At 62.9% G+C, this 22,166-nt stretch carries 22 protein-coding genes; 12 read left to right on the top strand and 10 right to left on the bottom strand.

Annotated elements, in window-relative coordinates:
• Positions 1–5: 5 nt before the first annotated feature.
• Positions 6–671 (bottom strand): Tim44/TimA family putative adaptor protein, encoded by a 666-nt coding sequence (locus CLM60_RS03685; RefSeq protein ID WP_095587819.1) that lies wholly within the window; start codon positions 669–671, stop codon positions 6–8.
• Positions 672–776: 105 nt separating this feature from the next.
• Here CLM60_RS03685 and CLM60_RS03680 point away from each other — a divergent pair, with 105 nt between their 5' ends.
• Both CLM60_RS03680 and secB read left to right on the top strand, forming a co-directional pair.
• Positions 777–1,262 (top strand): FxsA family protein, encoded by a 486-nt coding sequence (locus CLM60_RS03680; protein WP_095587818.1) that lies wholly within the window; start codon positions 777–779, stop codon positions 1,260–1,262.
• A gap of 54 nt (positions 1,263–1,316) precedes the next feature.
• Positions 1,317–1,811, top strand: a complete 495-nt coding sequence (secB, locus tag CLM60_RS03675; protein WP_095587817.1) for a protein-export chaperone SecB — start codon at positions 1,317–1,319, stop codon at positions 1,809–1,811.
• Here secB and dnaQ read toward each other — a convergent pair.
• From dnaQ to CLM60_RS03655, 4 genes are read right to left on the bottom strand one after another with little or no spacing between them, the layout of a single operon-like run.
• Complete coding sequence (gene dnaQ / locus CLM60_RS03670; RefSeq protein WP_095587816.1) at positions 1,808–2,548, bottom strand: DNA polymerase III subunit epsilon; 741 nt, start codon at positions 2,546–2,548, stop codon at positions 1,808–1,810. The genes secB and dnaQ overlap by 4 nt on opposite strands.
• Positions 2,541–3,146: a dephospho-CoA kinase gene (coaE, locus tag CLM60_RS03665; RefSeq protein ID WP_095587815.1), complete on the bottom strand. Its 606-nt coding sequence runs from the start codon at positions 3,144–3,146 to the stop codon at positions 2,541–2,543. Before coaE ends, dnaQ begins: the two co-directional genes overlap by 8 nt.
• The gene (locus CLM60_RS03660) at positions 3,143–3,976 is read right to left on the bottom strand and encodes a shikimate dehydrogenase (RefSeq protein ID WP_095587814.1); all 834 of its coding nucleotides are present in this window, start codon (positions 3,974–3,976) and stop codon (positions 3,143–3,145) included. Before CLM60_RS03660 ends, coaE begins: the two co-directional genes overlap by 4 nt.
• Positions 3,973–4,572 (bottom strand): Maf family protein, encoded by a 600-nt coding sequence (locus tag CLM60_RS03655; protein ID WP_095587813.1) that lies wholly within the window; start codon positions 4,570–4,572, stop codon positions 3,973–3,975. The genes CLM60_RS03660 and CLM60_RS03655 overlap by 4 nt, the downstream gene beginning before the upstream one ends.
• Before the next feature lie 423 nt (positions 4,573–4,995).
• Here CLM60_RS03655 and CLM60_RS03650 point away from each other — a divergent pair, with 423 nt between their 5' ends.
• The 7 genes from CLM60_RS03650 to CLM60_RS03620 all read left to right on the top strand — a co-directional run bounded on the left by CLM60_RS03650 (position 4,996) and on the right by CLM60_RS03620 (position 12,379).
• Positions 4,996–5,448, top strand: coding sequence for a CopD family protein (locus tag CLM60_RS03650; protein WP_095587812.1), 453 nt, complete (start codon positions 4,996–4,998; stop codon positions 5,446–5,448).
• A gap of 113 nt (positions 5,449–5,561) precedes the next feature.
• The gene (gene rho / locus CLM60_RS03645) at positions 5,562–6,833 is read left to right on the top strand and encodes a transcription termination factor Rho (RefSeq protein WP_095587811.1); all 1,272 of its coding nucleotides are present in this window, start codon (positions 5,562–5,564) and stop codon (positions 6,831–6,833) included.
• Between the two features lie 22 nt (positions 6,834–6,855).
• Positions 6,856–8,148: a tRNA uridine-5-carboxymethylaminomethyl(34) synthesis GTPase MnmE gene (gene mnmE, locus CLM60_RS03640; protein ID WP_095587810.1), complete on the top strand. Its 1,293-nt coding sequence runs from the start codon at positions 6,856–6,858 to the stop codon at positions 8,146–8,148.
• A 6-nt stretch (positions 8,149–8,154) separates the two neighbouring features.
• Entirely contained in the window at positions 8,155–10,029 is a 1,875-nt protein-coding gene (gene mnmG, locus CLM60_RS03635; protein ID WP_095587809.1) for a tRNA uridine-5-carboxymethylaminomethyl(34) synthesis enzyme MnmG, read from the top strand.
• Positions 10,029–10,643, top strand: a complete 615-nt coding sequence (gene rsmG, locus CLM60_RS03630) for a 16S rRNA (guanine(527)-N(7))-methyltransferase RsmG (protein ID WP_095587808.1) — start codon at positions 10,029–10,031, stop codon at positions 10,641–10,643. The genes mnmG and rsmG overlap by 1 nt, the downstream gene beginning before the upstream one ends.
• Positions 10,636–11,466 carry a ParA family protein gene (locus CLM60_RS03625; RefSeq protein WP_095588007.1) on the top strand — a complete coding sequence of 277 codons (831 nt, stop codon included), beginning with the start codon at positions 10,636–10,638 and terminating at the stop codon, positions 11,464–11,466. The genes rsmG and CLM60_RS03625 overlap by 8 nt, the downstream gene beginning before the upstream one ends.
• Entirely contained in the window at positions 11,459–12,379 is a 921-nt protein-coding gene (locus tag CLM60_RS03620; protein ID WP_095587807.1) for a ParB/RepB/Spo0J family partition protein, read from the top strand. Before CLM60_RS03625 ends, CLM60_RS03620 begins: the two co-directional genes overlap by 8 nt.
• Here CLM60_RS03620 and CLM60_RS03615 read toward each other — a convergent pair.
• Genes CLM60_RS03615 through rph form a run of 4 tightly spaced genes read right to left on the bottom strand, consistent with a single transcriptional unit; the run spans position 12,354 to position 15,184 of the window.
• Positions 12,354–12,707, bottom strand: a complete 354-nt coding sequence (locus CLM60_RS03615; RefSeq protein ID WP_095587806.1) for a YbaN family protein — start codon at positions 12,705–12,707, stop codon at positions 12,354–12,356. The two genes, CLM60_RS03620 and CLM60_RS03615, sit on opposite strands and share 26 nt — an antisense overlap.
• Positions 12,708–12,710: 3 nt before the next feature.
• Positions 12,711–13,868, bottom strand: a complete 1,158-nt coding sequence (gene hemW / locus CLM60_RS03610; RefSeq protein WP_095587805.1) for a radical SAM family heme chaperone HemW — start codon at positions 13,866–13,868, stop codon at positions 12,711–12,713.
• On the bottom strand, positions 13,858–14,466 hold the full coding sequence (gene rdgB / locus CLM60_RS03605) for an RdgB/HAM1 family non-canonical purine NTP pyrophosphatase (RefSeq protein ID WP_095587804.1): 609 nt from the start codon (positions 14,464–14,466) through the stop codon (positions 13,858–13,860). Before rdgB ends, hemW begins: the two co-directional genes overlap by 11 nt.
• A gap of 1 nt (position 14,467) precedes the next feature.
• Positions 14,468–15,184: a ribonuclease PH gene (rph, locus tag CLM60_RS03600; RefSeq protein ID WP_095587803.1), complete on the bottom strand. Its 717-nt coding sequence runs from the start codon at positions 15,182–15,184 to the stop codon at positions 14,468–14,470.
• 90 nt (positions 15,185–15,274) lie between these two features.
• Between rph and hrcA the strand changes: the two genes are divergently transcribed.
• Together hrcA and CLM60_RS03590 are read left to right on the top strand one after the other, a co-directional pair.
• Positions 15,275–16,372 carry a heat-inducible transcriptional repressor HrcA gene (gene hrcA / locus CLM60_RS03595; RefSeq protein WP_425427196.1) on the top strand — a complete coding sequence of 366 codons (1,098 nt, stop codon included), beginning with the start codon at positions 15,275–15,277 and terminating at the stop codon, positions 16,370–16,372.
• Positions 16,373–16,375: 3 nt separating this feature from the next.
• Positions 16,376–16,951: a nucleotide exchange factor GrpE gene (locus tag CLM60_RS03590; protein ID WP_095587801.1), complete on the top strand. Its 576-nt coding sequence runs from the start codon at positions 16,376–16,378 to the stop codon at positions 16,949–16,951.
• 57 nt (positions 16,952–17,008) lie between these two features.
• Here CLM60_RS03590 and mutS read toward each other — a convergent pair whose 3' ends face one another.
• On the bottom strand, positions 17,009–19,624 hold the full coding sequence (gene mutS, locus CLM60_RS03585; protein WP_095587800.1) for a DNA mismatch repair protein MutS: 2,616 nt from the start codon (positions 19,622–19,624) through the stop codon (positions 17,009–17,011).
• 156 nt (positions 19,625–19,780) lie between these two features.
• Between mutS and CLM60_RS03580 the strand changes: the two genes are divergently transcribed.
• Positions 19,781–22,039 carry an NADP-dependent malic enzyme gene (locus tag CLM60_RS03580; RefSeq protein ID WP_095587799.1) on the top strand — a complete coding sequence of 753 codons (2,259 nt, stop codon included), beginning with the start codon at positions 19,781–19,783 and terminating at the stop codon, positions 22,037–22,039.
• Positions 22,040–22,166 lie beyond the last annotated feature (127 nt).

Below are 22,166 nucleotides of genomic sequence, written 5' to 3'. Positions count from 1 at the left end.
AAGCCTCACTCTCCGGTCGCGACCAGTTGCCAGTTCGGGTCGTCGCTGCCCATGGCCCGGCCAAAGGTCCAGATGTCACGCTGGCGCTTGATCTCGTTGGGGTTGCCTTCGACGATTTCGCCCGCGCTGTTGCGCACGGCCGATGTCAGCTCGCCCACGAAACGCACGGTCAGCTCGGCCTCGCCCGTGGTGCGGTCGAACCGGGCATCCTGCAACGACAGCTCGCGCACGCCGACGAAATTCGCCTCGACCGACAGACCGGCCTCCCGACGCTGGGTGATGGCAGCGGCAAAGCTTTCGGCGACCTCGTCCGACAGGAAACCGCGGATCTCGTCCAGATCGCCGTTTTCGAACGCCATCAGGATCATTTCATAGGCGCCGCGCGCCCCGCCCAGGAATTCGGTCACGTTGAAGCCCGGCTCGGCCATCTTCATTGCGCCCAACGCCTTGGCCGCGTCCGACCCATCCTCGACATGGTCGGTGATGTCACGATCGACACCGCCCTCGATCACCTCCAGATCCGGGCGGCTATCGCTGCGGCTGTTCTTGGCCGGCAACTGCACGGGCGGCTTTTCGAACCCCTCTCGGGTGCCCAGAACCGACCGCAGTCGCAGGATCAGGAAAAGTGCCACACCGGCAAGGACCAAAAGCTGTATCACGGCATTGCTCATTATTACCCCTGGGACGGCCATGGTTGGTTTATGGCCGCGCCGTCCTTATGTAGGGCACAGGCTGGGCCGAGTCTACCAGCCAGCCGGAAAGGAAAAGGAATTCCCATGTGGCTTTTTGCGCTGTTCCTTGCGGTGCCGCTGATCGAGATCGCCCTGTTCATCCAGGTTGGCGGGCTGATCGGGCTGTGGCCGACGCTGGCCATCGTCATCGTGACCGCGTTTCTGGGCACCTGGCTGATGCGGGCGCAGGGCGCGTTGGCAATCGGACAGATCCAGTCATCCTTCAACGATCTGCGTGACCCGACCGAGCCGCTGGCCCATGGCGCTATGATCCTGTTTGCCGGGGCGCTGTTGCTGACACCGGGGTTCTTTACCGATGCGGCGGGTTTCCTTTTGCTGATCCCGCCGGTGCGCAGCGCGGTCTTTCGCTATCTGCGCAGCCGGGTCAAGGTGGCGCATTTTTCCACCCACAGCGCCAGGCCCGAGCCGCAGCCGCGTGCCGCGCCGGGCAATACGATTGACGGCGAATACGAAGAGATCACCCCGAAAAAACAGCCCACGCACACGCCTTCGGGCTGGACCCGGCATTGAGGCACCTTCGCCATAGTGGTATGAGCGCAGCAAGCTGATAGCAGGAGCTCTCTCATGACGGACGAAACGCCGCAAACCCCGACCGAACAACCGCCCCAGGTCAAGATGCAGATCCTGGGCCAATTCATCCGCGACCTGTCGTTTGAAAACTATCTGGTGCGCAAGGGCGTGACCGGTGACGTGACCCCCGACGTACAGGTTCAGGTCGCGCTGGACGCCAAAAAACGCCAGGCCGACCACCAGTTCGAGATCATCACGAAATTCACCGTCCGTTCGGACAACAAGACCGACAAGGCGCCGCTGTTCCTGATGGAACTGGAATATGGCGGGATCTTCCATGTCGAGAACGTGCCCGACGAACAGCTGCACCCGTTCCTGCTGATCGAATGTCCGCGGATGCTGTTCCCCTTCGTGCGCCGCATCGTCAGCGATGTGACCCGCGATGGCGGCTTCCCGCCGCTGAACCTGGAAATGGTGGATTTCATGGCGCTTTACCGTCAGGAAATCGCGCGCCGCGCACAGGAAAAGCCCACCGAAACGGTGAACTAGGCCTTTGACAGCTTGGCCCACAGCGCCGCATCGCCCATCTTGCCGATGAATTCGGCATGGGCGGCGGCCTCGGCTTCGGTCAGGCGCGATGGCAAGGGTTCGGGACGGGGGCGCGGACGCCATGCGGTTTCCGCCTGCGACCCGTCCGATCCGGCCGAGATACTGGTTTGCAGCGCGAAATCGGGCTGCCGTCCGCCAATCAGCTCCAGATAGACCTCTGCCAGGATTTCAGAGTCGAGCAAGGCGCCGTGCAGCGTCCGGTTGCTGTTGTCGATATTGAACCGCCGGCATAGCGCATCCAGCGACGCGGGCGCGCCGGGGAATTTCTGCCGCGCGATGGCCAGCGTATCCAGCGCCTGTTCCCATGGCAGAGTGGGCAGGCCGATCCATTTCAGCTCGGCGTTCAGGAATTTCATGTCAAACGCCGCGTTGTGGATCACCAGTTTAGCGTCACCCACGAAATCCGCGAATTCCTGCCCGACCTGCGAAAACACCGGCTTGTCGCGCAGGGTCACCGCGCCGGGGGTCACGTCCTGCGGCGGTTCCAGCAGGTCGGGACCGATGCCGTGCACCTGAAACGCGTCCTGCGGCATGGAGCGTTCGGGGTTGATATACTGGTGATAGGTCTTCCCGGTCGGCAAGTGGTTCCAAAGCTCGATCGCGCCGATTTCGACGATCCGGTCGCCCTGATCTGGGTTGAAGCCGGTGGTTTCGGTATCCAGAACGATCTCACGCATCTTTTGTCCGTTTTCTGATCTGCCCAAGCACATCATCCACCTGCGCGCGGGCGGTATCAAGGGACAGCGTTTCGATGATGTGATCGGCGCGGGCGCGTTTTTCGGGATCGGGCATCTGTTTGGCCAGGATGGTTTCGAATTGCGCCGCCGTCATACCGGGACGCTCCAACACGCGTTTTCGCTGTATTTCAGGTGAAACAGTGACGACAATGACCGCATCCAGCCATTCATCCGCGCCGGTTTCAAAAAGCAGCGGAATGTCCAGCAACACGATATCGGCGCGGGCGTTTTCGGTGATGAAATCCTGTCGATCCTGCGCGACAAGCGGATGAATTGCGCCCTCGATCCGGGTCAGGGCGGTCGGGTCCTGCGCGATCCAGGACTTGAGCACCGCGCGGTCCACGCCATCCGGCCCGACCGCCGCCGGATGCAGCCTTGCAATCGCCGCGCAGCCCGCGCCACCGGCCGCGTAAAGCCGATGGACCGCGGCATCCGCGTCCCAGACCGGCACACCGGCCTGGGCAAACATCGCTGCCGTGGTCGATTTGCCCATGCCGATCGACCCGGTCAGCCCCAACAGAAAGGGTCGGTCGCTCATTCCGCCAGCACCACGGCGCGGGTGTCTTCCGTCACCTCTGGCCGTTTTCCGAACCAGCGTTCGAACCCCGGCACCGCCTGATGCAGCAACATGCCCAAACCGTCGACGGTGACACATCCGCGCGCCTCGGCCCGTTGCAGCAATGTGGTGCGCAGCGGCGTATAGACGATATCGGTAACGACCGCGCTGGATGGCAATTGGTCCAGCGACAGCTTGAAATCCGGGCCGCCCGCCATTCCCAGGGACGAGGTGTTCACCAGCAACGCCGCGCCATCGAGCATCTGTTCAGCCTGAACCCAATCCTGGACCACGACCTTGGGTCCGAATTCCGACCGCAGCGCATCGGCGCGGTTGCGGGTGCGGTTGGTCAGCCGGATTTCCGGCACGCCCGCCTCGATCAACGCGGTGATGACCGCGCGCGCCGCGCCCCCCGCACCGATCACCACGGCGGGGCCCACTTTGGCCTGCCACCCCGGCGCGCCGGTTTTCAGGTTTTCCAGAAAGCCATAGCCATCGGTGTTGTCGGCATGGATCTTGCCATCCTGACGAAAGATCAGCGTGTTCGCCGCCCCGATCAACGCCGCCCGGTCCGACACCAGATCGGCCAGGCCCAGAACGGTTTCCTTGTGCGGAATGGTGACATTCAGCCCGACGAAGCCCAGCTTCGGCAGCATCCGCAGCGCATCCTTCAGGTCGTCGTGACGCACATCCATCGGAATATAGTGACCGGGCAGGCCATAGGTTTTCAGCCAGTGCGTGTGCAGGCGCGGCGATTTGGAATGCGCCACCGGCGACCCGATCACCCCCGCCAGCGGGATCTTCTTCGTCATTGCATCAATTCCCCTCGGGCGGTCAGATATCCCAAAAGCTCGATCAGCGGCAGGCCCAGCACGTTGAAATAATCCCCTTCAACGCGCGAGAACAGGCGCACGCCTTCTTCCTCGAGCTTATAGCACCCGACCGCATGGCGCACGCTGTCCCAGTTGCGGGTCAGGTAATCGTCCAGATAGGCATCCGAAAACGGCCGCATCGTCAGACGCACCTGGCCAACATGCCGCCAGAGCGGCTTGCCGTTTTCATAGATCACCGCCGCCGACAGCAGCTTGTGCGGCTTGCCGCGCAGCTGGCGCAACTGTTCGGCGGCCATATCCGGATCGGCAGGTTTGGAAAACACCGTGCCGCCGCAATCCAGCACCTGATCGCAGCCGATCACCAGCGCATCGGGATGCTTTTCCGAGATCTTGCGCGCCTTGAATTCGGCCAGCGCGTCGGCGATGTCGCGGGGCGTTGCGCCCTCGGATTCCAGCGCGGCGCGGATTGCATCCTCGTCAATCCGGGCGGGCAGGGTGTCCACCACGACGCCCGCGCGCCGCAGCAGGTCGCGGCGAATTTCCGAGGCCGAAGCCAGTATGATCTTTGTGGGCATGTTGACAGGTCTGTGGATGACTGCAGGGAAACGGCTGTGAACGGTTTGCGGGTTTCTGGACGGTTTCGCATTCCTCACCGGTTAACTCAACATCTTCGGGATTCTCCGCACCGGTTGTCCACTGTGGGCGGGAAAACCGGCCGGGCCGTAGATAAGCGGTGACGGCGAAAGTTTTCCGGGAACTATCCACAAGGATATTCAACGTGGTATCCAGATAATATGCTGATTTTAAATGGAAAAATCAGAAATTCAGGGCGTCGACCAGCGATCATGCGGATCTGTGCACAGACCCAGATTTTTGTGCATAACCTGCGGGACAACCAAAGGATCCACATTATCAACAGCCCCAACAACGACATCATCTTTCTTTCTATATTTATTTATATATGAAGGGTCAGATCATTCCTTTTGGACAGGCAGACAATGATCGGTGACATACTGAGCACGATTTACCCCTATACCAAGGCGCTGCATATCATCGCGGTGATCACCTGGATGGCGGGGATTTTCTATCTGCCCAGATTGTTCGTCCATCACACCGAACAAACCGAAACAGGGTCGGAAACCGACGCGCTGTTCCAGATGATGGAACGCAAGCTGCTGAAGCTGATCATGAACCCGTCGATTTTCGCGGTCTGGATCTTCGGGCTGATGCTGGTCTTTACGCCCGGCATCGTCGATTGGACGGATGTCTGGCCCTATACCAAGGGGGCGTCGATCCTGGCGATGACGTGGTTTCATCACTGGCTGGGAAAGCGGCGCAAGGATTTCGTGGCTGGGAACAACCAGCTGACCGGCCGGCAATACCGGATGATGAACGAGGTGCCCACGATCCTGCTGCTGGTGATCGTGTTTTCGGTCGTTCTGAAATTCTGAGTTCCTTGACTCGCAGGCAGCCCATGGCTATGTGACGGTCAACGGGACAGTCCTGTCCCCGGAATCTCCCTCATGATGAAGAAGGCGCCGCAGAGGCCCCTGTATTAGTTTCAATGACCATAGAACGTTTGAACCTGTCCGACCTGAAGGCGCAAAGCCCCAAGGACCTTCTGGCGATGGCCGAAGAGCTCGAGATCGAAAACGCGTCGACCATGCGCAAGGGCGACATGATGTTCTCGATCCTGAAAGAGCGGGCCGAGGAAGGCTGGGAAATCTCCGGTGACGGTGTGCTCGAGGTTCTGCAAGACGGGTTTGGCTTCCTGCGCTCGCCCGAGGCGAACTATCTGCCCGGTCCCGATGATATCTATGTATCGCCCGAGATGATCCGCCAGCATTCGCTGCGCACCGGCGACACGGTCGAGGGCGTGATGCAGGCCCCGCGCGAGAATGAGCGTTACTTTGCCATCACCTCGGTCACCCGGATCAATTTCGAAGAGCCCGAGAAAGCGCGCCACAAGATCAACTTCGACAACCTGACGCCGCTTTACCCCGACGAGCGCCTGAAGATGGAGATCGAGGACCCGACGATCAAGGACCGCTCGGCCCGGATCATCGACCTGGTCGCGCCCATCGGCAAGGGCCAGCGGTCGCTGATCGTGGCGCCGCCGCGGACGGGTAAGACGGTGCTGTTGCAGAACATCGCGCACAGCATCGAAAAGAACCATCCGGAATGTTACCTGATCGTCCTGCTGATCGACGAACGCCCCGAAGAGGTGACGGATATGCAGCGGTCGGTGAAGGGCGAGGTCATCTCCTCGACCTTCGACGAACCGGCGACCCGCCACGTCGCGGTGTCCGAGATGGTGATCGAAAAGGCCAAGCGCCTGGTCGAACATAAACGAGATGTTGTGATCCTTTTGGACTCAATCACAAGACTTGGTCGTGCCTTCAACACCGTGGTGCCGTCCTCGGGCAAGGTTCTGACCGGTGGTGTGGACGCCAACGCGTTGCAGCGGCCCAAGCGGTTCTTCGGTGCGGCCCGGAATATCGAAGAAGGCGGCAGCCTGACCATCATCGCCACCGCGCTGATCGATACTGGCAGCCGGATGGACGAGGTCATCTTCGAAGAGTTCAAGGGCACCGGCAACTCCGAGATCGTTCTGGACCGCAAGGTCGCGGACAAGCGCGTGTTCCCGGCGATGGACATCCTCAAATCCGGGACCCGGAAAGAGGATCTGCTGGTCGACGCCAAGGATCTGCAAAAGACCTTTGTCCTGCGTCGTATCCTGAACCCGATGGGCACGACCGATGCGATCGAGTTCCTGATCTCGAAGCTGAAGCAGACCAAGACGAACGGCGAATTCTTCGACTCGATGAACACCTGATTTACCCCATGGGGGACTGATCATGGATACGATCTTTGCCCTGGCCACCGCGCGCGGCAAGGCCGGTGTGGCGGTGATCCGTATCTCGGGCCCCGATGCGGCACAGGCGCTGGCGGCTTTTGGGGCGACATTGCCCGCACCGCGCCGGGCCGCGCTGCGTCAGCTGTCCGACACGAATGGTCAACCGCTGGACGAGGCGCTGGTGCTCTATTTCGAAGCGGGCGCCAGTTTCACCGGCGAGCCGGTCGTCGAACTTCAGATCCATGGCAGCATGGCGACCGCTGCGGCGGTGCTGCATCTGTTGTCGCAAGTGCCCGGCTGCCGCGAGGCCGAACCGGGCGAGTTCACCCGCCGGGCGCTGGAAAACGAGCGGATGGACCTGACCCAGGTCGAAGGTCTGGCCGATCTGATCGACGCCGAGACCGAAGCGCAACGCCGCCAGGCCCTGCGCGTTTTGTCTGGTGCCATCGGGGATCGCGCCGAAATCTGGCGCGCGCGCCTGATCCGCGCCGCGGCGCTCTTGGAAGCCACGATCGATTTCGCCGACGAGGAAGTGCCGGTCGATGTCGGCCCCGAAGTGCTGTCGCTGATCGACGAGGTTTCGGTGGATCTGACGCGCGAGGCTGCCGGGGTGGGGATCGCCGAGCGGATCCGCGACGGGTTCGAGGTTGCCATCGTTGGCCCGCCCAATGCCGGAAAATCCACGCTGCTGAATGCGTTGGCCGGGCGCGAGGCCGCGATCACATCCGACATTCCCGGAACGACTCGGGACGTGATCGAGGTTCGGATGGATCTGGCCGGGCTGCCCGTAACTGTTCTGGACACCGCCGGATTGCGCGAGACCGAGGACGTGATCGAAGGGCTGGGCGTCACCCGTGCGCGGCAACGTGCCGAACAGGCGGACCTGCGGATTTTTCTGATCGATGCGCCCGGACAAGAACCGGCCATGCCGCCGCTTGCGGAAGATATTGTGGTTCACTCCAAATCCGACCTCAACCAGTGGGGGGAGGGGATCAGCATCTCTGCCAAGACCGGCGCGGGGATCTCTGAACTGGTCACACGGATTTCCGACGTTCTGGCCCAAAGATCGGCGGGCGCGGGCGTCGCGACGCGGGAACGGCATAGGCTGGCGATTGAACGTGCTTTGACCTCTTTGGATTCTGCGCGGAATCAGGTATTAGCCGGGGCTGAATACGCAGAGCTTGCCGCCGAAGAATTGCGGACCGCCATCCGGGCATTGGATGCGCTGGTCGGGCGGGTGGACGTCGAGAACATTCTGGACGAGATTTTTTCGAGCTTCTGCATCGGGAAGTGAACAGGAGTGTTTCACGTGAAACATCGCGACTTTGATGTTGTGGTGATCGGCGGCGGTCACGCCGGTACGGACGCAGCACATGCCGCGGCCCGAATGGGTGCGCGCACCGGACTTATCACGCTGCGCGCCGATGCGATTGGTGTCATGTCCTGCAACCCGGCGATTGGCGGGCTGGGCAAGGGCCATCTGGTGCGCGAGATCGACGCGATGGATGGGCTGATGGGGCAGGCGGCCGACCGGGCGGGCATTCAATTCCGGCTGCTGAACCGTCGCAAGGGTCCGGCGGTGCAAGGCCCCCGCGCGCAGGCGGATCGCAAGCTTTACCGCGAGGCGATGCAAGCGCTGATCGGCGCGACCCCGAATTTGACGGTGATCGAGGGCGAAGCCACCGATTTCCTGATGGATGGCGACCGCGTGGCAGGCGTGGTGTTGCAGGATGGATCGTCGATCCAGGCGGGCGCCGTCGTGCTGACGACGGGCACATTCCTGCGCGGGGTGATCCATATCGGCGATCAGCAACGCCCGGGCGGTCGGATTGGCGACAAGCCCTCCGTCAAGCTGGCCGAGCGGATTGATGGCTTTGGCCTGCCGCTGGGGCGGCTGAAAACCGGTACCCCGCCGCGACTGGATGGGCGGACGATCAACTGGGATATTCTGGAATCGCAGCCGGGCGACGATGATCCTGAGCTGTTTTCCTTTCTGTCGCGCGCGCCATTCGTGCGCCAGATCTCGTGCGGGATCACCCACACGAACGAGAAAACGCACCAGATCATTCGCGACAATCTGGACCGGTCCGCGATGTATGGCGGGCATATCGATGGGGTTGGCCCGCGCTATTGCCCGTCGATCGAAGACAAGATCGTGCGGTTTGCCGACAAGGACTCGCACCAGATTTTTCTGGAGCCCGAGGGGCTGGACGATCACACCGTGTATCCCAACGGCATCTCGACCTCGCTACCCGTCGACGTGCAGGAGGATTACGTGCATTCGATCCGCGGGTTGGAGGCGGCAGAGATCCTGCAGCCCGGCTATGCTATCGAATATGATTATGTCGATCCGCGCGCGCTGAACTCGGAACTGCGGTTGCGCGATGTACCGGGCCTATATCTTGCGGGTCAGATCAACGGCACCACAGGATATGAGGAGGCTGCCGCCCAAGGGATGGTTGCCGGTCTGAACGCCGCACGCGCCGCGATGGGTGGTGATCCGGTGATGTTCAGCCGCACCGACAGCTATATCGGCGTGATGATCGACGATCTGGTGACGCGCGGCGTGACCGAACCCTATCGCATGTTCACCTCGCGCGCGGAATTCCGGCTGTCGCTGCGGGCGGACAATGCCGATCAGCGGCTTACACCGATTGGGATCGCGCTCGGCTGTGTGGGCGAGGAACGGCGTAAAGTGTTCGAGGCGAAGCGTGACGCGCTGGCCAGTGGGCGCGCGATTCTGGACGCGCTGTCCCTGACACCCAAGCAGATCGCAGCCAATGGCATTCGCGTGAATGCGGATGGCACGCGCCGCAGCGGGTTCGACCTGTTGGCCTTTCCGGATGTCGGCTTTGACGATGTCCTGCCTTTCGATGATCGCCTGAACGCGGTTTCGCCCGAGATTCGTGAGCAGATCTCGCGCGATGCGCTTTATGCGAATTATATCCGTCGCCAAGAAAGCGATGTCGCCGCCATGCGCCGGGATGAGGGGCAGAAGATCCCCGAAGATTTCGATTTCCACGCGCTCAATGGGTTGTCGAATGAGCTGAAGCTGAAACTGACCGCCGCGCGCCCCGAAACGCTGGCACAGGCGGGGCGGGTGGATGGCATGACCCCGGCGGCGTTGACGCTGATCCTTGCGCGTTTGCGGCAGAAAACTCGGCGCAGCGCGTGATGACAGGTGAAAATGACGCGCTGGCGGATGTTTCACGTGGAACATTGGACCGGCTGGAAACCTATGCCGCGCTGCTGAAAAAGTGGAATCCGGCCATCAATCTGGTGGCAAAATCCACGCTGGACGACCTGTGGGACCGTCATATCGTCGATTCTGCGCAGATTTTCGGGCTGATTCCGGATTTCCAGCATTGGGCCGATCTGGGCAGCGGGGGCGGGTTCCCCGGAATGGTCGTGGCCATTCTTGCGGCGGAACGACAGCCGCAGGCGAAGGTGACTCTGGTGGAATCCGACCTGCGCAAGGCGACATTTCTGCGGACCGTGGCGCGCGAAACAGGGATCGACGCGGATGTCATCTCCCAACGGATTGAACAGGTGCCGCCGCTGGGTGCCGATGTGGTTTCGGCGCGCGCGCTGGCGCCGCTGGACAGGCTTCTGGCGTTCGCGGAACGGCATCTGACGCCGCAGGGAACCGCGCTTTTCCTGAAGGGTCAGAATTTTCAGACCGAGCTTGATACCGCGCTTGCATCCTGGCGGTTCGACGTCCAGAAATTATCCAGCCAAACCGAATCCACCGCCGTCATTCTCAAGATTGGAGGGCTTGCCCGTGTCTGATCCGACGCGTCCCAAGGGGCCGAAGATCATCGCCATCGCGAACCAGAAGGGGGGGGTCGGCAAGACGACGACCACGATCAACCTGGCCGCGGCGCTGGCCCGCAAGAAGCTGAAGGTTCTGATCGTCGACATTGATCCGCAGGGCAACGCATCGACCGGTTTGGGGATCGAACAGGATCAGCGCGAGAAAACCACCTATGACCTGTTGCTGGACGAGGTGCCGCTGAATCAGGTGCTGATGGAGACCGAGATCACCGGCCTGACCATCGCGCCGGCGACCACGGATCTGAGCTCGGCCGATATCGAAATGGTGTCGAATGAAAAGCGGGTTTACCTGCTGCATGACGCGCTGCGGCAGACGGCGATCGATGCTTATGGCTTCGATTTCATCCTGATCGATTGCCCGCCGTCGCTGAACCTGTTGACCGTCAATGCGATGGTCGCGGCGCATTCCGTGCTGGTCCCGCTGCAAAGCGAGTTCTTCGCGCTGGAGGGGTTGTCGCAATTGATGCTAACCGTGCGCGATCTGCGCCAGAGCGCGAATCCGGGCTTGCGGATCGAAGGTGTTGTGTTGACCATGTATGACAAACGCAACAACTTGTCCCAACTGGTGGAACGGGACGCGCGGGAATATCTGGGGGATCTGGTGTTCCAGACGGTAATTCCGCGCAATGTGCGACTGAGTGAGGCGCCGTCCTTTGCGATGTCGGTTCTGGATTACGATCCGACATCGCGTGGGGCGCAGGCCTATCTGGCGCTGGCCGATGAGATGGTGAAATCGGACACGCCGCTGATCCTGACGGAGGGGGCTGAGCATGAGTAAGAAACCGGAACGTCGTGGATTGGGGCGGGGCCTGTCGGCGCTGATGGCGGATGTGAACCTGGCCGATGGGGGCGAGACGCCTGTGGCCCGGACCGAACCGGCCAAGCCGGAGGCGGTGCTGCCCATCGAAAAGGTGATGCCGAACCCGGATCAGCCCCGACGGCATTTCTCGACCGAGGCGCTGGAGGAGTTGGCGGCCTCGATCCGCGAAAAGGGTGTCATTCAGCCGATCATCGTGCGCCCCAGCAAACGCGAAAGCGGCAGTTACGAGATCGTGGCCGGTGAACGCCGCTGGCGTGCATCGCAGCTGGCGCAGCTGCACGAGGTGCCGGCGATTGTCCGCGAGCTGGATGATACCGAGGTTCTGGAAGTCGCGATCATCGAAAACATCCAGCGCGCCGATCTGAACCCGATTGAAGAGGCGCTGGGTTATCGCCAGCTGATGGACCGCTTCGGGCATACGCAGGAAAAGCTGGCCGAGGCGCTTAGCAAAAGCCGCAGCCATATCGCGAACCTGATGCGGCTGTTGCAACTGCCCGAGCCGGTGCAGGATCACCTGCGTGAAGGGCGGCTTTCGGCCGGTCACGCGCGCGCGCTGATCACGACCGAAGACCCGGTGGGCCTTGCCCGTCAGGTGATCGATCAGGACCTGTCGGTGCGCGAGACCGAGAAGCTGGCGAAGGCGCCGAAAGAGAAATCCGCAAGCGCCACGCCCAAGGCGCCGAAGGGCGAGAAAGACGCCGATACCCGCGCGCTGGAACAGGATCTGTCGGCCAATCTGGGCATGAAGGTCTCCATCGACCATTCGGCGGGGGGCGAAAGCGGGCAGATCACGATCCGCTATGACGATCTGGATCAGCTGGATTCGTTGTGCCGTGTGCTGACGGCTACACCTCTGGACGTGTCCAGATAAACAGCGCGACAGCGCACAGCGTGACGGCCTGAATCAGCAGGATCATGGGCCGCACGCCCGCGACCACGGAAATCAGAAATGCCGCAAGGATCGACGCGCTGGCCAGAATCTTGGCCGGGCGCCGGATCGCGCCGTGGGCGTTCCAGTCTTCTATAGGCGGGCCAAAGCGGGGATGGGTGATCAGCCAATTGTGCAGCCGTTCGGACGACCGGGCAAAGCAGAAGGCGGCCAACAACAGGAATGGCACGGTCGGCAGCAGGGGCAGGGCGATGCCGATCACGCCAAGGCCCAGGGCGACAAATCCGCATATGACCCACAGAAATCGCATGGTTCAGTCCGGCAAAAGCTCTGTCAGGATGGCATTCAGCACGGGCCGACCGGCTGCGGTGGTGCGCAGGCTGTGCGGGGTGGTTTCGACCATGCCAATATCCTCTAACCATTTGATTTTATTTTTATTTATGCCGCCCAAAGCGCTCAGGATCGCCAAATCGACCCCATCGCGCAACCGCAGCCCCATCATCAGATATTCCGCTGCCTGATCTTTCAAGGGCAAGGACTGTCGCAGGCTTTCGCCATTGCCCGTGGTTTCGACCTGGCGCAGCCAGTCCAGCGGCCCCTTGGGCGTGTCGGTCGCCAGCCGTGTGCCGTTCAGCGTCAGCCGCCCATGCGCGCCGGGGCCAATCCCGGCATAGTCGCCGCCGCGCCAATAGATCAGGTTGTGCCGCGATTCCGCGCCCGGTTTGGCGTGGTTCGAAATCTCGTATGCGGGCAGGCCAGCGGCCTCGCACAGCTCTTGCGTGGCGAAGTACATGTCGCCCGACAGATCCTCGGTCGGCAGACCGCCCAGCCGGCCACGGCTGAACCGGTCGCCAAAGGCGGTGCCGGGTTCGATGGTCAGCTGATAAAGCGACAGATGATCGGCGGCATAGGTCAGCGCCTGTGTCAGCTCGGCCCGCCAATCGTCCAGCGTCTGGTCCTGGCGGGCATAGATCAGATCGAAGCTGATCCGGTCGAACGTGTCGCGGGCCAGATCCAGCGCGGCGCGCGCTTCGGTCACCGAATGCAGGCGGCCCAGCCGTTTCAGGTCATCGGCATTCAGCGCCTGCACCCCCAGCGACAGCCGGTTCACCCCGGCATCGCGATAGCCGCGAAACCGCCCGGCCTCGACCGAGGTTGGGTTGGCTTCAAGCGTGATTTCGACATCATTGGCCAGGGTCCAATGAGCGCGCACGGCGTCCAGGATCGCGTGGACCAGATCGGGCTCCATCAAGCTGGGTGTGCCGCCCCCGAAAAAGACGGAACGCAGCACCCGGCCCGGCGTTTCCGACGCCACCCGCGCGATTTCCGCGACATAGGCTCTTTTCCAGCGGGATTGGTCGATTTCGGCCTGAACATGGCTGTTGAAATCGCAATAGGGGCATTTGGCCTGGCAGAACGGCCAGTGAAGGTAGAGGCCGAAGCCCCCGCTTTGCCAGGGTTCAGTCGCCAAACACCGTCACCAGCTTGGCAAAGGCATCGGCGCGGTGGCTGATGCGGTTTTTCTCGGCCCAGTCCATCTCGCCGAAGGTGATGTCATAACCGTCAGGCTGAAAGATCGGGTCATAGCCGTGACCCTGCGCCCCGCGCATGGGCCAGACGACCTGGCCATCGACCTTGCCCGCGAACACCTCGTCATGGCCATCGGGCCAGGCCAGCACGAAGGTGCAGCAGAACTGTGCGGTGCGGGGGAAGGGGGCTTGCGCCTCTTCCAGCTTGGCCCAGGTCTTTTCCATCGCCATCTTGAAATCGCGGCCATTCGGGGTTTCGGCCCAATCGGCGGTATAGACACCGGGGGCGCCGTCCAGCCCGTCGACCGCGATGCCGCTGTCATCGGCCAGCGCGGGCAGGCCGGTGGCTTTCGCGGCGGCATGCGCCTTGATCCGCGCATTGCCGACGAACGTCGTTTCGGTCTCGTCGGGTTCGGGAAGCCCCTTGTCCGCGGCGGAAATCGCGGTGATGCCATAAGGCGCCAGAAGCTGCGCGATTTCTTCCAGCTTGCCCTTGTTGTGGGTGGCGACCAGCAGGGTATCTTCCCGAAACTTACGCATCTTACCCCTCGACCGCCGCTTTCTGGGCCGCGACCAGCTCGGCCACGCCCTTGTCGGCCAGGCCCAGCAGCTTGTCCATTTCATCCCGGCTGAAGGTCGCGCCCTCGGCCGACATCTGAACCTCGATCAGCCGGCCGCCGCCGGTCACGACGAAATTGCCATCGACGCCGGCTTCGCTGTCCTCGGGGTAATCCAGATCCAGAACGGGCTGCCCGGCATAGATGCCACAGGACACGGCGGCGACGTGATCGGTCAGCGGGTCACTGGTGATGTCACCGGCTTTCAGCAGCTTGTTGACCGCCAGACGCAGCGCGACCCACCCCCCGGTGATCGCGGCGCAGCGCGTCCCGCCATCGGCCTGAATCACGTCGCAATCCACGGTGATCTGACGTTCGCCCAGGGCCACGCGGTCGACGCCCGCGCGCAGGGACCGGCCGATCAGCCGCTGGATTTCCACGGTGCGGCCACCCTGTTTGCCCGCCGTCGCCTCGCGCCGCATGCGCGAGCCGGTCGAGCGGGGCAGCATGCCGTATTCGGCGGTGACCCAGCCCAGGCCAGAGTTCTTCAGGAACGGCGGCACGCGTGGTTCCAGCGACGCGGTGCACAGCACATGGGTGTCACCGACGCGGATCATGCACGACCCTTCGGCATGTTTGGTCACGTCTGTTTCGATTGAAACAGCGCGCATCTCGTCTACATTCCGGCCAGAGGGGCGCATGGTCTCTCCTTCCTGTTTTTACTGGGGCTTTGCTTTCACGACAGGGGATGCGATGCAACCCCGATTGACGCCCCGGCGATATCGATTTTAATGGCTGGGCGAAAAAGGGAAGACGGTGTGAGTGACGGCTCCAAGATCCTGGACGAGATGAACGCGCGCAGCCGCGAGGTGTTTCGCCATGTGGTCGAGGCCTATCTGGAAACCGGCGATCCCGTGGGGTCGCGCACCCTGACCCGGTCGCTCAGCGAAAAGGTCAGCGCCGCCACCATCCGCAACGTGATGCAGGATCTGGAGTTTCTGGGCCTGCTGGACAGCCCGCATGTGTCGGCGGGCCGCATCCCGACCGAGCTGGGATTACGGATGTTCGTCGACGGGTTGCTCGAGGTGCGGGATCTGGAGGTGCAGGACCGCGAGAATATCCGCGCCACGCTGGGCGATACCGATGGCGATGTGGGCGGGATGCTGGACCGTGTCGGCGCGGCCCTGTCCGGGGCGACGCGGGGGGCCAGCCTGGTTCTGGCGCCCAAGCATCAGGCGCCGATCCGGCATGTGGAATTCGTCAGCCTGGCACCCGACCGGGCGCTGGTGGTTCTGGTCTTTGCCGACGGGCATGTGGAAAACCGGGTGTTCCGGCCGCCTGCGGGCCAGACCCCATCGTCGATGCGCGAGGCGGCGAATTTCCTGAATGCCCTGGCCGAGGGGCGGACCCTGTCCGAGCTGCGCCGGGTGATGGAGACCGAGATCCGCACCCGGCGTCAGGAGCTGGACACGCTCGCGCGCGACATGGTCGAAAGCGGGCTGGCGATCTGGGAAAACGAGGGCGGCGATCACGAGCGGCTGATCGTGCGGGGCCGGTCGAATCTTCTGGACCAGAGCGCCGAGGCCGAGGAGCTGAACCGCATCCGGACCCTGTTCGACGACCTGGAGCGCAAGCGGGACATCGCCGATTTTCTGGAATTGACCGAAGAAGGCGAGGGTGTGCGCATTTTTATCGGCTCTGAAAACAAGCTTTTCTCACTTTCGGGTTCCTCTTTGGTGGTCTCTCCCTATATGAACGCTGATCGTAAGATTATCGGTGCCGTCGGTGTCATCGGACCGACGCGGCTGAACTATGGCCGGATCGTTCCGATCGTTGATTATACGGCGCAACTGGTGGGGCGGATCCTGTCCAACCAGGGCAAAGGATAGAAAATGGCAGAAGCGAAGAAAGACGAATCACTGGACCTGGATGACGATCTGACGGATGCCGCGCTCGACCTGGACAGCGACGCGCCCGAGATCGATCTGATGGATGAGGGCGACGCGCTGGACAAGATGCGTGCCGAACGCGACGAAATGCGCGACCGGTTCATGCGCGCCCTGGCGGATGCGGAAAACGCCCGCAAGCGCGGCGAACGCGATCGGCGCGAGGCCGAGAAATACGGCGGCTCGAAACTGGCGCGGGATCTGCTGCCGGTGTTCGACAACCTGAGCCGCGCGATCGAGGCGGTGCCGGAAGAGCATCGCGAGCAGAACAAGGCGTTGCTGGAAGGGGTCGAGCTGACGCTGCGGGAATTGCTGAGCATATTCTCGAAACACGGCATTTCGCCGATTGCGCCCGAGGTGGGTGAGACATTCGATCCGCAGATGCATCAGGCGATGTTCGAGGCCCCGGTGCCCGGCACCAAGGCGGGCGACATCATTCAGGTGATGACGCAAGGCTTCATGTTGCACGACCGTTTGCTGCGTCCGGCGCAAGTTGGCGTGTCGTCGACACCGGGGTCCTGAGCGCAGGCGGGGGGCCAGCCCCCCGCACCCCCCGGAGTATTTCCGCCAAGAAGAAGATCAGTCCTTTGCGAGGTCCTTGAGCTCGTAAAGCAGGTTCAGCGCGTCGAGCGGCGTCAGGCTGTCGGGGTGGATCTGTTGCAGCCGTGCGGCCAGTTCGGATTTCTCGGCCGGTTGCGGGGCGGGTGGCGGCGTGGTCGCGAAAAGCGGCAGATCGTCGATCAGGGCCTGTTTCGGCGCGGCGCCTTCGCGGTCGCCTTTTTCCAGCATATCCAGGATGATGCGCGCGCGGGCGACGACGGTGTCGGGCAGCCCGGCGAGCTTGGCGACCTGCACGCCATAGGACCGGTCGGCGGCGCCGCGGCGGACCTCGTGCAGGAAGATGACCTCGCCCTCCCACTCCTTGACGGCGACGGTGGCGTTTTCGACGCCGTTCAGGCGGGCGGAAAGCGCCGTCATCTCGTGGTAATGGGTGGCGAAGAGCGCGCGGCAGCGGTTCACATCGTGCAGATGTTCCAGCGTGGCCCAGGCGATGGACAGCCCGTCATAGGTGGCCGTGCCGCGGCCGATCTCATCGAGGATCACCAGCGCGCGGTCGTCGGCCTGGTTCAGGATCGCGGCGGTTTCGACCATTTCGACCATGAAGGTCGAGCGCCCGCGCGCCAGATCGTCCGAGGCGCCGACCCGGCTGAAAAGTTGCGAGACCATGCCGATATGGGCGGCGCGGGCGGGGACGAAGGCGCCCGCTTGCGCCAGCAGTGCGATCAGCGCGTTCTGCCGCAGAAAGGTCGATTTACCGGCCATGTTCGGGCCGGTCAGCAGCCAGATTGCGGCGCCGTCGGGGGCACTGAGATCGCAGTCATTGGCGACGAAGCCGGTGCCGCCCTGGGCCTGAAGCGCGCGTTCGACAACGGGGTGGCGCCCGCCATCCACGTGAAACATCCGGCTTTCATCGACGCGGGGTTCGGCCCAGTCGCGGGCGCGGGCCAGCTCGGCGAAACCGGCGGCCAGGTCGACCTCGGCCAAGGCGCGGGCGGCCAGACCGATGCGGTCGGCCTGATCCAGAATGGCCTGTCTGAGGCTGGAATAGAGCCGCTTTTCGATCTCCAACGCGCGGTTTCCCGCGTTCAGGATGCGGGTTTCCAGCTCGCTCAGTTCAACGGTGGTGAAGCGGACCGCGTTGGCGGTGGTCTGGCGGTGGATGAACTGTTCCGACAGCGGCGGCGACAGCATTTTCTCGGCATGGGTTGCCGTGGTTTCGATGAAATAGCCCAGCACGTTGTTGTGCTTGATCTTGAGCGATGAAATGCCGGTGCGTTCGGCGAATTTGGCCTGCATCCCGGCGATGACGCCGCGCCCTTCGTCGCGCAGCTGGCGGGCCTCGTCCAGTTCCGCGTCGTGGCCGGGGGCGATGAAGCCGCCATCGCGCGCCAACAGGGGCGGTTCGGCGATCAGGGCCTGATCCAGCAGGTCGAGCAAATCGTCGAACCCCGTCAGATCGCGCGCGGCAGTCGACAGCAGATCCGGCGCGGCCTGATCCAGTTGACCGGCCACATCAATCGCCTGGGTCAGCCCGTTGCGGATCGCGGCCATGTCGCGGGGGCCGCCCCGGTCGAGCGCCAGACGCGAGATCGCGCGATCCATATCCGGCACCTTGCGCAGGGCATTGCGCAGCCGTTCGGCCAGGCTCTGATCGTCTACCAGAAAACGGACGGCACCCAGCCGCGCCTGAATCTCGGCCAGGTCGCGCGACGGGCTGGAAAGCCGCCGTTCCAGCAGCCGCGCGCCCGCCGCCGTGACCGTGTGATCGACCGCGGCAATGAGCGATCCGTCGCGCCCGCCCGACAGGCTGGCGGTGATCTCCAGGTTGCGGCGTGTGGCGGCGTCGATTTGGACGGTTTTTGCCGCGGCTTCGCGCACCGGGGGGCGCAGCAGTGGCAGGTTGCCCTTTTGCGTCAGGTCCAGGTAATCGACCAGCGCGCCCATCGCGCCCAGCTCGGCCCGGGTGAAATGCCCGAAGGCTTCGAGCGTGCCGACCGAGAACAGATCCTGCAGGCGCTTTTCGGCTGATGTGCTGTCGAAGCTGCCGCGTGCCATCGGGGTCAGCGCGGCGCAGGAATCCGTCACGATTTCAGCCAGATCGCGCTCCAAAGCGTCGGCAACCAACACCTCTTTCGGGGCCAGGCGGGCGAGTTCCGGCGACAGCCGCGCGCGGGTGGCGGGCATCACGCGAAATTCGCCGGTGGAAATGTCGGTCCAGGCCAGCGCGGCCTGATCGCGCACCTCGGCATAGGCGACGAGGAAGTTGTGACGCCGTGCTTCGAGCAGGGATTCCTCGGTCAATGTGCCGGGGGTGACCAGCCGCACGACCCCGCGTTTCACGACCGATTTCGAGCCGCGCTTCTTCGCCTCGGCCGGGTCTTCGAGCTGTTCGCAGACGGCCACGCGAAACCCCTTGCGGATCAGCGTCAGCAGATAGCTTTCGGCGGCATGGACCGGCACGCCGCACATCGGGATATCCTCGCCCAGATGCTTGCCGCGTTTGGTCAGGGCGATGTCCAGCGCGCCCGCCGCCGCGACCGCGTCGTCAAAGAACAGCTCGTAAAAATCGCCCATGCGATAGAACAGCAACGCCTCGGGATGATCTTCCTTGATCTCGAGAAATTGCGCCATCATCGGCGTGACGGAAGCGTTGGCTGTGGCCACTGGATCCCCCTGAATTCGCCGGGCGACCTTACAAAGGGACAAAGGGCGGTGAAAGCCGGTTTTTCAGGAGTGTTGAGGTCTGGCAGGCTTCCCAATAAAGAGGGACAAATTCAGGAGGAGCCCCTTATGGCCGAAAAGACGAAAGTGACCGCCGAAGAGGCGCTTGCCTATCATCTCGAGCCGACGCCCGGCAAGTTCGAGATCGTGGCGACCACGGCCATGACGACCCAGCGCGATCTTTCGCTGGCCTATAGCCCCGGTGTGGCGGTCCCGTGCGAGGCGATCGCCGAGGATCCGGCAACGGCCTATGACTATACCACCAAGGGCAACATGGTTGCCGTGATCTCGAACGGGACCGCCGTTCTGGGTCTGGGCAACCTGGGTGCGCTGGCATCGAAGCCGGTGATGGAGGGCAAGGCGGTGCTGTTCAAGCGCTTCGCCGATGTGAACGCCATCGATATCGAGCTGGACACCGAAGACCCCGAAGAGATCATCAAGGCCGTCAAGCTGATGGGGCCGACCTTTGGCGGGGTGAACCTGGAAGACATCAAGGCGCCCGAGTGTTTCATCATCGAACAGCGCCTGAAGGAAGAGATGGACATCCCCGTCTTCCACGACGACCAGCACGGCACGGCGGTGATCTGTGCCGCCGGGCTGATCAATGCGCTGCATCTGAACGGCAAGAAGATCGAGGATTGCAAGATCGTGCTGAACGGTGCCGGTGCCGCCGGGATTGCGTGCCTGGAACTGGTCAAGGCGATGGGCGCCAAGCACGACAATTGCATCATGTGCGATACCAAGGGCGTCATCTATCAGGGCCGGACCGAGGGGATGAACCAGTGGAAATCGGCCCATGCGGCAAAGACCGACCTGCGCACATTGGAAGAGGCGATGGTGAATGCCGATGTGTTCCTGGGTGTCAGCGTCAAGGGCGCGGTGACGCCCGAGATGGTCGCCAGCATGGCCGAGCATCCGGTGATTTTCGCCATGGCCAATCCCGACCCGGAAATCACGCCCGAAGGCGCCCATGCGGTGCGCGCCGATGCGATCGTGGCCACGGGCCGGTCGGATTACCCCAACCAGGTGAACAACGTTCTGGGCTTCCCGTACCTCTTCCGCGGCGCGCTGGATATCCACGCCCGCGCCATCAATGACGAGATGAAGATCGCTTGTGCCGAGGCGCTGGCCGCGCTGGCGCGCGAGGATGTGCCGGACGAGGTCGCGATGGCCTATGGCCGGAAACTGTCCTTTGGCCGCGACTATATCATCCCCACGCCGTTTGACCCGCGCCTGATCTATGTGATCCCGCCGGCGGTGGCGCGTGCGGGCATGGATACCGGCGCGGCGCGGCGGCCCATCGTCGACATGGACAAGTACGAACACGACCTCAAGGCGCGGATGGACCCGACGGCGTCGATCCTGACCTCGATTTCCGCCCGTGCCCGTGCGGCGCAAGCCCGGATGATCTTTGCCGAGGGCGACGATCTGCGCGTTCTGCGGGCCGCGGTCGCCTATCAACGGTCGGGTTACGGCAACGCGCTGGTCGTCGGGCGCGAGGGCGAGGTTCGCGAAAAGCTCGACTCGGTCGGTCTGGGCGATGCGGTGCGCGAGCTGGAGATCGTGAACGCGGGTAATTCCCGGCATCTCGATGCGTATCGTGACTTCGTTTACAAGCGGCTCCAGCGTCAGGGCTTCGATATGCACGACGCGCATCGGCTGGCGGCGCGGGACCGGCATGTGTTTTCCGCGCTGATGCTGGCGCATGGTCATGGCGATGGCCTGATCACCGGGGCGACGCGGAAATCGGCGCAGGTGTTGCAGCTGATCAACCACGTTTTCGACGCCCGCGCGCAGGATGGCGCGGTGGGCGTGACCGCGCTGCTGCACAAGGGGCGGATCCTGCTGATCGCCGATACGCTGGTGCATGAATGGCCCGACGAGAACGATCTGGCCAATATCGCCGAACGCGCCGCCGGTGTGGCGCGCGGTTTCGGGCTGGAGCCGCGCGTGGCGTTCGTCAGCTTCTCGACCTTCGGCTATCCGGTCAGCGAACGGGCCGAAAAGATGCACCTGGCGCCCCAGGTTCTGGACAAGCGCGGCGTCGATTTCGAATACGAGGGCGAAATGACCGTTGATGTGGCGCTGAACATGGGTGCGATGTCGAAATACCCGTTCTCGCGCCTGTCGGGTCCGGCAAACGTGCTGGTCGTGCCCGCGCGTCATTCGGCGTCGATTTCCGTGAAGCTGATGCAGGAAATGGCCGGCGCCACGGTGATCGGCCCGATCCTGTCGGGGGTCGACAAGCCGATCCAGATCTGCGGCATGGGTTCGACCGTGAACGACATCACCAACATGGCGCTGCTGGCGGCCTGCAAGGTGGGCTAACCAATTGATTTGGATTCATTATTTGAATCCAACGGCATAAGCTTACGGACTGTATATTTTCGTACGGGAAGTTCTTGCGAAAATTATGCAAAACGCATAACTTATATAAGTGAGACCCGACCATTGG

Source organism: Actibacterium ureilyticum (assembly GCF_002285435.1).
Lineage (GTDB): Bacteria > Pseudomonadota > Alphaproteobacteria > Rhodobacterales > Rhodobacteraceae > Actibacterium_C > Actibacterium_C ureilyticum.
Note: the sequence above shows the minus strand (reverse complement) of the source record. Positions and strands in the feature narration are given on the sequence as shown.

What these genes read in the sequence shown, in the direction of transcription:
- CLM60_RS03685 (WP_095587819.1), bottom strand. Translation starts at nt 671, where the DNA reads ATGAGCAATGCCGTGATACAGCTTTTGGTCCTTGCCGGTGTGGCACTT.
- mnmE (WP_095587810.1), top strand. Translation starts at nt 6,856, where the DNA reads ATGGATACGATCTTTGCCCTGGCCACCGCGCGCGGCAAGGCCGGTGTG.
- mutS (WP_095587800.1), bottom strand. Translation starts at nt 19,624, where the DNA reads ATGATGGCGCAATTTCTCGAGATCAAGGAAGATCATCCCGAGGCGTTG.
- coaE (WP_095587815.1), bottom strand. Translation starts at nt 3,146, where the DNA reads ATGAGCGACCGACCCTTTCTGTTGGGGCTGACCGGGTCGATCGGCATG.
- rho (WP_095587811.1), top strand. Translation starts at nt 5,562, where the DNA reads ATGACCATAGAACGTTTGAACCTGTCCGACCTGAAGGCGCAAAGCCCC.
- rsmG (WP_095587808.1), top strand. Translation starts at nt 10,029, where the DNA reads ATGACAGGTGAAAATGACGCGCTGGCGGATGTTTCACGTGGAACATTG.
- CLM60_RS03615 (WP_095587806.1), bottom strand. Translation starts at nt 12,707, where the DNA reads ATGCGATTTCTGTGGGTCATATGCGGATTTGTCGCCCTGGGCCTTGGC.
- rdgB (WP_095587804.1), bottom strand. Translation starts at nt 14,466, where the DNA reads ATGCGTAAGTTTCGGGAAGATACCCTGCTGGTCGCCACCCACAACAAG.
- CLM60_RS03580 (WP_095587799.1), top strand. Translation starts at nt 19,781, where the DNA reads ATGGCCGAAAAGACGAAAGTGACCGCCGAAGAGGCGCTTGCCTATCAT.
- CLM60_RS03620 (WP_095587807.1), top strand. Translation starts at nt 11,459, where the DNA reads ATGAGTAAGAAACCGGAACGTCGTGGATTGGGGCGGGGCCTGTCGGCG.
- secB (WP_095587817.1), top strand. Translation starts at nt 1,317, where the DNA reads ATGACGGACGAAACGCCGCAAACCCCGACCGAACAACCGCCCCAGGTC.
- CLM60_RS03650 (WP_095587812.1), top strand. Translation starts at nt 4,996, where the DNA reads ATGATCGGTGACATACTGAGCACGATTTACCCCTATACCAAGGCGCTG.
- hrcA (WP_425427196.1), top strand. Translation starts at nt 15,275, where the DNA reads ATGGCTGGGCGAAAAAGGGAAGACGGTGTGAGTGACGGCTCCAAGATC.
- dnaQ (WP_095587816.1), bottom strand. Translation starts at nt 2,548, where the DNA reads ATGCGTGAGATCGTTCTGGATACCGAAACCACCGGCTTCAACCCAGAT.
- rph (WP_095587803.1), bottom strand. Translation starts at nt 15,184, where the DNA reads ATGCGCCCCTCTGGCCGGAATGTAGACGAGATGCGCGCTGTTTCAATC.
- CLM60_RS03660 (WP_095587814.1), bottom strand. Translation starts at nt 3,976, where the DNA reads ATGACGAAGAAGATCCCGCTGGCGGGGGTGATCGGGTCGCCGGTGGCG.
- CLM60_RS03655 (WP_095587813.1), bottom strand. Translation starts at nt 4,572, where the DNA reads ATGCCCACAAAGATCATACTGGCTTCGGCCTCGGAAATTCGCCGCGAC.
- CLM60_RS03680 (WP_095587818.1), top strand. Translation starts at nt 777, where the DNA reads ATGTGGCTTTTTGCGCTGTTCCTTGCGGTGCCGCTGATCGAGATCGCC.
- CLM60_RS03590 (WP_095587801.1), top strand. Translation starts at nt 16,376, where the DNA reads ATGGCAGAAGCGAAGAAAGACGAATCACTGGACCTGGATGACGATCTG.